This is a genomic window from Pseudonocardia sp., from assembly GCF_035305885.1.
In the GTDB taxonomy this organism is placed as follows: Bacteria; Actinomycetota; Actinomycetes; order Mycobacteriales; family Pseudonocardiaceae; genus Pseudonocardia.
The window spans coordinates 70,004-76,513 of sequence record NZ_DATGOP010000020.1 but is presented as its reverse complement, the minus strand read 5'-3'; the positions used below and the strand labels follow the sequence as shown (position 1 = coordinate 76,513).

Below are 6,510 nucleotides of genomic sequence, written 5' to 3'. Positions count from 1 at the left end.
GCTGCGGGGTGCCGACCGGCTGGGGCTCGGCGGTGTACGCCGCGGGGGTGCGCGCCGGCGACACCGTGGTGATCTACGGCGCGGGTGGGGTGGGCAGCAACGCGGTGCAGGGGGCCCGGTACGCGGGCGCGAAGAACGTGGTGGTCGTCGACCCGGTGGCGTTCAAGCGGGACATGGCGAAGGTGTTCGGGGCGACGCACACGTTCGCCGACGCGAAGGCCGCCCACGACTTCGTGGTGGAGACGACCTGGGGCCAGCTCGCCGACCACGCCATCTGCACCCCGGGCGTGCTCACCGCCGAGATCGTCGACGCCGCGGTGCAGGTCGTCGGCAAGGGCGGCAAGGTCACCGTCACCGCGGTCGGCAAGCTCGGCGAGAACGCGGTGCACGTCCACGCCGGGAACATGATCAGCTACCAGCGCCAGGTCCGCGGCGCGCTCTTCGGCGACTGCAACCCGCTCTACGACGTCCCCAAGCTGCTCGGGCTCTACCGCTCCGGGGACCTCAAGCTCGACGAGCTGATCACCCGGCGGTACGCGCTCGAGGAGATCAACCAGGGGTATCGGGACATGACCGATGGCAAGAACATCCGCGGCGTCGTCGTCCACGAGGTCTGATCCGGTGGCCTCCTCCGGGTTCGTCGCCCCCGACGACGTCGACGCCGTCACCGAGCTGCTGCGCGCCCAGCTGGAGGGGCTGCCCGCGCGCTCGCCGCTCTACGCCGACCACTTCGCCGAGCACGGGGTCTCGCCCGAGGCGTTCTCCACGCTCGCCGACCTGCGCAAGTTCCCCTTCACCACCAAGCAGATGCTGCGCGACTCCCAGGCCGTCGCCCCGCCGCTCGGCCGGCACGCGGGCGTGCCGATGACCGAGGTCGTGCGGGTGCACGCCTCCACCGGCACCACGGGGCGGCCCAGCTGGGTGGGCGTGACCCGCCGCGACGCCGCGGCGTGGACGGACATGGTGGCGCGGGCGTTCCGCACGATGGGCGCCACCCGCGAGGACGTCGTGCTGCACTGCGCCGGGCTCACGCTGTTCGTCGGCGGCCTCCCGATCCGCGACGCGCTCGAGCGGATCGGATCCACGCTGGTGCCGATCGGCACCGGGGCGTCGGAGAAGGCCGTGCTCGCACTGGAGACCCTCGGGGTGACCGCGCTGCACTCCACCCCGTCCTATGCCCGCTACCTCGCCGACCACATCCGCGGCCTCGGCCGCGACCCGAAGGAGTTCGGGCTGCGCAAGATCTTCGTCGGCGGCGAGCCCGGCGGTGGGGAGCCCGCGTTCCGGGCGCACGTCGAGAGCGAGTGGGGCGCCCCGGTCACCGAAGGCCTCGGCAACGCCGACATGGCGCCGGTCCTGTTCGGGGAGGCGCCGGGCAGCGGCGGGATGCGCTACACCGGCGGCAGGCACGTCGTGGTCGAGCTGATCGACCCGGACAGCGGCGAGCCCGTCGAGGCCGAGCCCGGGGCGACCGGCGAGCTCGTCTACACCTCGGTCGACCGCGAGTGCTGCCCGCTGGTGCGCTTCCGCACCCGGGACCGCGTGGTCGTGACCGGCCGCGCCGCGGACGGGGCGCCGCTCATCCGCTGCATCGGCCGCACCGACGACATGCTGATCGTGCTCGGGGTCAACGTCTTCCCCTCCGCGGTGCGCGACCTCGTGCAGACCCTGCACCCGCGCACCACCGGCGCCGTGCAGATCGTGCTGCCGAAGGCGGGCCCGCGCGTCGAGCCGCCGCTGCCGGTGGAGGTGGAGTGGGGCGACGAGCCGGGCGACCACGACCGGCTCGCCCGCGACATCGAGGCGCTCATCCGCAACCGGCTCTCGGTGCGCGCCGCCGTCACGCTCGTGCCGCCCGGCACGCTCGAACGCTCCGAGATGAAGTCCCGGCTCACCCGCATCGCCAGCTGAGAGGAGCAGGAGTGCCGAACGCGATCCTCGACCCCACCGGCGGTGCCGCGGCCGTCAACTCTGCGGTCGCCGCCCCGTTCGCGCTCGCCCCGCGCCGACCCGACCTCGCGGGCGCCCGCATCGGCTTGCTGGAGAACACCAAGCAGAACGCGGCGCTGCTGCTCGACGAGCTCGGCAAGCTGCTCGTGTCCGAGCACGGCGCCGCCGCCGTCACGCTGTTCCGGACCAAGACGTCGTTCTCCCTGCCCGCGTCCGACGACCTCGTCGCCGAGTACGTGCGCGAGTGCGACGTGGTGGTCACCGGCGTCGGCGACTGCGGCTCGTGCAGCGCGTCGGCCGCCGCCGACGGCGTGGCGTTCGAGCGGGCGGGCCTGCCGGCGGCGGTGATCTGCAGCGATGCGTTCGCCGCCACCGCCGACGCGATGGCCGCCCTGCGCGGCGCGCCCGGCTACCGCTACCTCACCACCCCGCACCCGGTGGCCATCCTGACCCCGGACCAGGTGCGCGAGCGCGCGGCACAGCTCGCCGGGCCCGTCGCGGAGCTCGTGACCGCATGACCGAGCTCGACCCCGACGTCGCCCAGGCCGCGATCGAGCACTGCTACGAGCGGGGCTGGTCCGACGGGCTGCCGCTGGTGCCCGCGTCGCGACCGCTGGTCGACCGCTTCCTCGCGACCACGTCCCGCCCGCCGGAGGAGGTGATCGGGCGGCTCGACCAGGTCGACCGCGAGGTCACCGTCGAGCTCGCCGCGATCAACGCCGCCATGGCCGGCTGCCGGCCCGAGTACTTCCCGGTGGTGCTCGCCGCCTGGGACGCGCTGATGCGCGAGCGGTCCACCCGCGGCGGCGGCTGGCAGTCCACGAGCGGGCCCGCGCCGCTGATCGTCGTCAACGGCCCGGTGCGCGACGAGCTCGGGTTCAACAAGGCGGGCGGGGTGTTCGGGCCGGGCTTTCGGCCCAACGCGACCGTCCCGCGGGCGATCGGGCTCATCGTCCGCAACGCGCTCGGCATCCACCCCCACGTGTTCGAGCAGGCCACCCAGGGGCTGCCCGGGCGCTGGTCGATCTGCATCGCCGAGAACGAGGAGGAGAGCCCCTGGGAGCCGCTCTCGGTCGAGGCCGGGCTGCCCGCCGGCACGTCCGCGGTGTCGGCGACCCTGCTGCGCACCTGCGAGTTCGTCGACAACCGCCACACCAGCGACCCCGAGCAGCTGCTCGCCGACCTCGCCGACACGATCTCCCGCACCGGCGCCTGGATCTTCCGCCACGCCTCGGCCGGGGTCGTGTTCTGCCCCGAGCACGCGCAGCTGCTCGCGAACGCCGGGTTCGACCGGGCGAAGGTCCGCGCCTGGCTCGCCGAGCGCTGCGGGCGGACCGTCGGCGACCTCGCCGACGTCGGCAAGGACGGCATGGGCGACAACGGCGTCCGGCACGCGGACGGCCGGCGCCCCGACGGGTTCGACCTCCTGCTCGCCGACGGCGAGCCCAACCACCTGCTGATCGCCGTGGCCGGGGCCCGCAACGCCGGGATCTCCATGGTGGTGCGCCTGTTCAGCGACTGGTCCGCGACAGCGGTTCCGGTCGAAGGGGCCCCGGTCGAGACGAAGGAGCTTGGCTGATGACCGACATGGTGCGCGCGGCCGTCCAGGTGGCGCCGCGGACGATCGAGCTGCGCGCGTTCCCGCGCCCGACGATCGGCCCCGACGACGGGCTGCTGCGGGTCGAGGCGAACGGGATCTGCGGCAGCGACGTCGAGTCCTACCGCGGCCACCTCGGGATGGGCCGCGGGCCGACGATCCCGGGGCACGAGCCGATGGGGATCGTCGAGGAGGTCGGCGAGCGCGCCGCCGAGCGCTGGGGCGTGCAGCCGGGCGACCGGGTGGCGCTCGAGGTGATCGTGCCGTGCCGCTCCTGCCACGACTGCCTCACCGGCCGCTACCAGGCCTGCCGGCACCGCAAGTACGGCCACGGCGTCACCGGGATCGACGTTCCCCCTTCGCTGTGGGGCGGGTTCGCCGAGCACCTCTACCTCACCCCGGGCGCCGTCCTGCACAAGATCGACAAGACGTTGCCCGCCGAGCTGGCCGTCATGTTCAACCCGCTCGGCGCGGGCGTGCGCTGGGCGGTGCACCTCGGCGAGGTCGGGCTCGGAGACACCGTGCTGGTGCTCGGCGCCGGGCAGCGCGGCCTCGCCTGCGTCATCGCCGCCAGGGCCGCGGGCGCGGGGACGATCATCGTGACCGGACTGGAGGCGGACGCCCACAAGCTCGCCCTGGCGAAGGAGTTCGGCGCCGACCACACGATCGTCGTCGACGGGCCCGACGCCGAGGACACCGTCGAGCGCGTCCGGGAGATCACCGACGGGGAGATGGCCGACGTCGTGCTGGAGCTGACCCCGATGGCGACCGCCCCCGTCACGCACGCCCTGCAGGCGGCCAAGCACGGCGGCCGGGTCGTGCTCGCCGGGCTGAAGGGCCGCGCCGAGGTGCCGCTGCAGACCGACCTGATCATCAACCGCGCGCTCACCGTGCGGGGCGCGTTCGGGGTGGACGCCCGCGGCTACGCCGAGGCGATCGCGATCATCGAGTCCCGGCGGTTCCCGCTCGAGAAGCTGCACACCCACACGTTCGGCCTGGACGACACCGAGCTCGCGATCCGCACGCTCGCCGGCGAGGTGCCGGGCGAGGCGGCGGTGCACGTGTCGGTCCACCCCCACCTGTAGGAGATCCGGTGCTCGTCGACGCCCACGCCCACCTGCTGCCCCGCGACTACCCGGCCGACGCGCCCGAGTGCTTCCCCCGCATGGAGCCGATCGACGGCGACACCGCGCGGCTGCTGCTGTTCGGCAGCACGCGCTTCCGTGCCCGCGACGCGTTCTTCGACGCCGAGCGGCGCATCGCCGAGCAGGACGCCTCGGGCGTCGACGTCGAGGTGCTCAGCCCGATGCCGCCGCTGCTGCGCTACGACCTCCCCGCCGCCGAGGGGCTGTCGCTCGCCCGGCACGTCAACGAGTTCACCGCACAGCTCGTCGCCTCCGCGCCGGAGCGGTTCGTCGGGCTCGGCATGGTGCCGATGCAGGACCCCGACGCCGCCGCGGCCGAGCTGAAGGCGGTGCGCGACCAGGGGCTCGCCGGGGTGGAGATCGCCTCCAACGTGCTCGGCAGCTCGATCGGCGACGAGCGGTTCCTGCCGTTCTTCACCGAGCTGCAGCGGCTGGAGCTGGTGGTCTTCGTCCACGCGATGCCCTCGCCGACCCCGCGGCTGCCCGCCTCGGCGATGGGCACCTACGTGGTCGGCATGGAGGGGCTGCTCGCCGCCGCGTCGATGATCACCAGCGGCACCGCGGCCGCCTGCCCCGACCTGCGGATCTGCTTCAGCCACGCCGCGGGCGGGTTCCCGCTGGTCGTGCCGAGGGCGCAGTACTTCTGGGGCGGCACCTGGAACGAGGAACCGCCCGTGCCGGAGCGGGCCATCGCCCACGACGACGGCCCCTCGCCACTGGAGTACGCCCGCCGCTTCTACTACGACTCGATGGTGTTCGACCGGCGCGCCCTGCGCTACCTCGTGGACCTGCTGGGCGCGGACCGGCTGCTCGTCGGCTCCGACTTCCCGGCGATGCCGCGGGAGTCACCCGCGGGCCGCTCGCTGCGCTCGCTGGACCTCGACCCCGCGCTGCTGGAGCGGATCACCTGGCACAACGCCTGGAGTTGGCTCGGCACCCCGCCGCCGCGCTGACCGCGGCCGGCCGGTGGCCGGCCCTAGCGCCGGCGCGGGGCGAGGGCGCGGGTGATCGCGCGGGACGCCTGCTTGAGCACCGCCGCCAGCTCGCGCGGGCGCGCGCCCTCGGTCTCGACCACCACGCTGATCGCAGCCGTGACCTCGCCCGCGGGGTCGTAGACGGGCACGGCGACCACCATGTCGGGGAGGGTGATCTGGCCGCGGGCCACCGCGACCCCGGTCTGTCGGATGTGGGCGAGCGTGCGGCGCAGCTCGTCGGGGTCGGTCACCGTCAGCGGGGTGAACCGCTCCAGCGGCGAGCTCAGCACCGCCTCCTGGAAGTCCGGCTCGGAGAAGGCGAGCAGCACCAGGCCGGTGCCGGTGGCGTGCATCGGCCAGCGGTCGCCGACGCGGCTGGTGACCGGGTTGCGGACGCGGGCGCGGATCGCCTCCACGTAGACGACCTGCATGCCGTCGCGCACCCCGAGGTGGACGTTGCCGCGGGTGATCTGGTGCAGGTCCTCCAGGTGCGGGAACGCCGCCTCGCGCAGCTCCAGCCCGCGCGGGGCGAGCGCGGACAGCTCGAGCAGCCGCAGGCCCACCGAGTAGCGGCCGGAGGAGTCGCGTTCGAGCGCACCCCAGTCGACGAGCTCGCGGGTGAGCCGGTGCGCGGTGGGCAGGGTCAGCCCGGCCCGGCGCGCGATCTCCGACAGCGACAGGCAGCGGTGCCGCGGTCCGAAGGCGTCGAGCACGGACAGGGCGCGCCCGGCCGCGGTCAGGCGCGTGTTCCCCGACGCACGGCGCCGCACCGCGGCTCGCGCTGCCGCCGCCGGGACGTCCGGGCTCAGGGTCATGTCGCACCTCCGCGTGGTTCGGGGTCGGT

Annotated in this window: 7 protein-coding genes; 6 read left to right on the top strand and 1 reads right to left on the bottom strand. The window is 74.4% G+C overall.

What is annotated here, in order from left to right:
* The 6 genes from VKZ81_RS03580 to VKZ81_RS03555 all read left to right on the top strand — a co-directional run.
* Positions 1-617, top strand: a 617-nt coding sequence (locus VKZ81_RS03580) for a zinc-binding dehydrogenase (RefSeq protein ID WP_324239940.1), incomplete at its 5' end; no start/stop codon positions are given.
* A 4-nt stretch (positions 618-621) separates the two neighbouring features.
* Positions 622-1,911, top strand: a complete 1,290-nt coding sequence (locus VKZ81_RS03575) for a phenylacetate--CoA ligase family protein (protein ID WP_324239939.1) — start codon at positions 622-624, stop codon at positions 1,909-1,911.
* A gap of 11 nt (positions 1,912-1,922) precedes the next feature.
* On the top strand, positions 1,923-2,468 hold the full coding sequence (locus tag VKZ81_RS03570) for a UGSC family (seleno)protein (RefSeq protein ID WP_324239938.1): 546 nt from the start codon (positions 1,923-1,925) through the stop codon (positions 2,466-2,468).
* The gene (locus VKZ81_RS03565) at positions 2,465-3,529 is read left to right on the top strand and encodes a hypothetical protein (protein WP_324239937.1); all 1,065 of its coding nucleotides are present in this window, start codon (positions 2,465-2,467) and stop codon (positions 3,527-3,529) included. Before VKZ81_RS03570 ends, VKZ81_RS03565 begins: the two co-directional genes overlap by 4 nt.
* Positions 3,529-4,632 carry a zinc-dependent alcohol dehydrogenase gene (locus tag VKZ81_RS03560; RefSeq protein WP_324239936.1) on the top strand — a complete coding sequence of 368 codons (1,104 nt, stop codon included), beginning with the start codon at positions 3,529-3,531 and terminating at the stop codon, positions 4,630-4,632. Before VKZ81_RS03565 ends, VKZ81_RS03560 begins: the two co-directional genes overlap by 1 nt.
* Positions 4,633-4,640: 8 nt before the next feature.
* The gene (locus VKZ81_RS03555; RefSeq protein ID WP_324239935.1) at positions 4,641-5,645 is read left to right on the top strand and encodes an amidohydrolase family protein; all 1,005 of its coding nucleotides are present in this window, start codon (positions 4,641-4,643) and stop codon (positions 5,643-5,645) included.
* A 23-nt stretch (positions 5,646-5,668) separates the two neighbouring features.
* Here the strand turns inward: VKZ81_RS03555 and VKZ81_RS03550 are convergent, their stop codons facing one another.
* Entirely contained in the window at positions 5,669-6,481 is an 813-nt protein-coding gene (locus VKZ81_RS03550) for an IclR family transcriptional regulator (RefSeq protein WP_324239934.1), read from the bottom strand.
* Between the last annotated feature and the right edge of the window lie 29 nt (positions 6,482-6,510).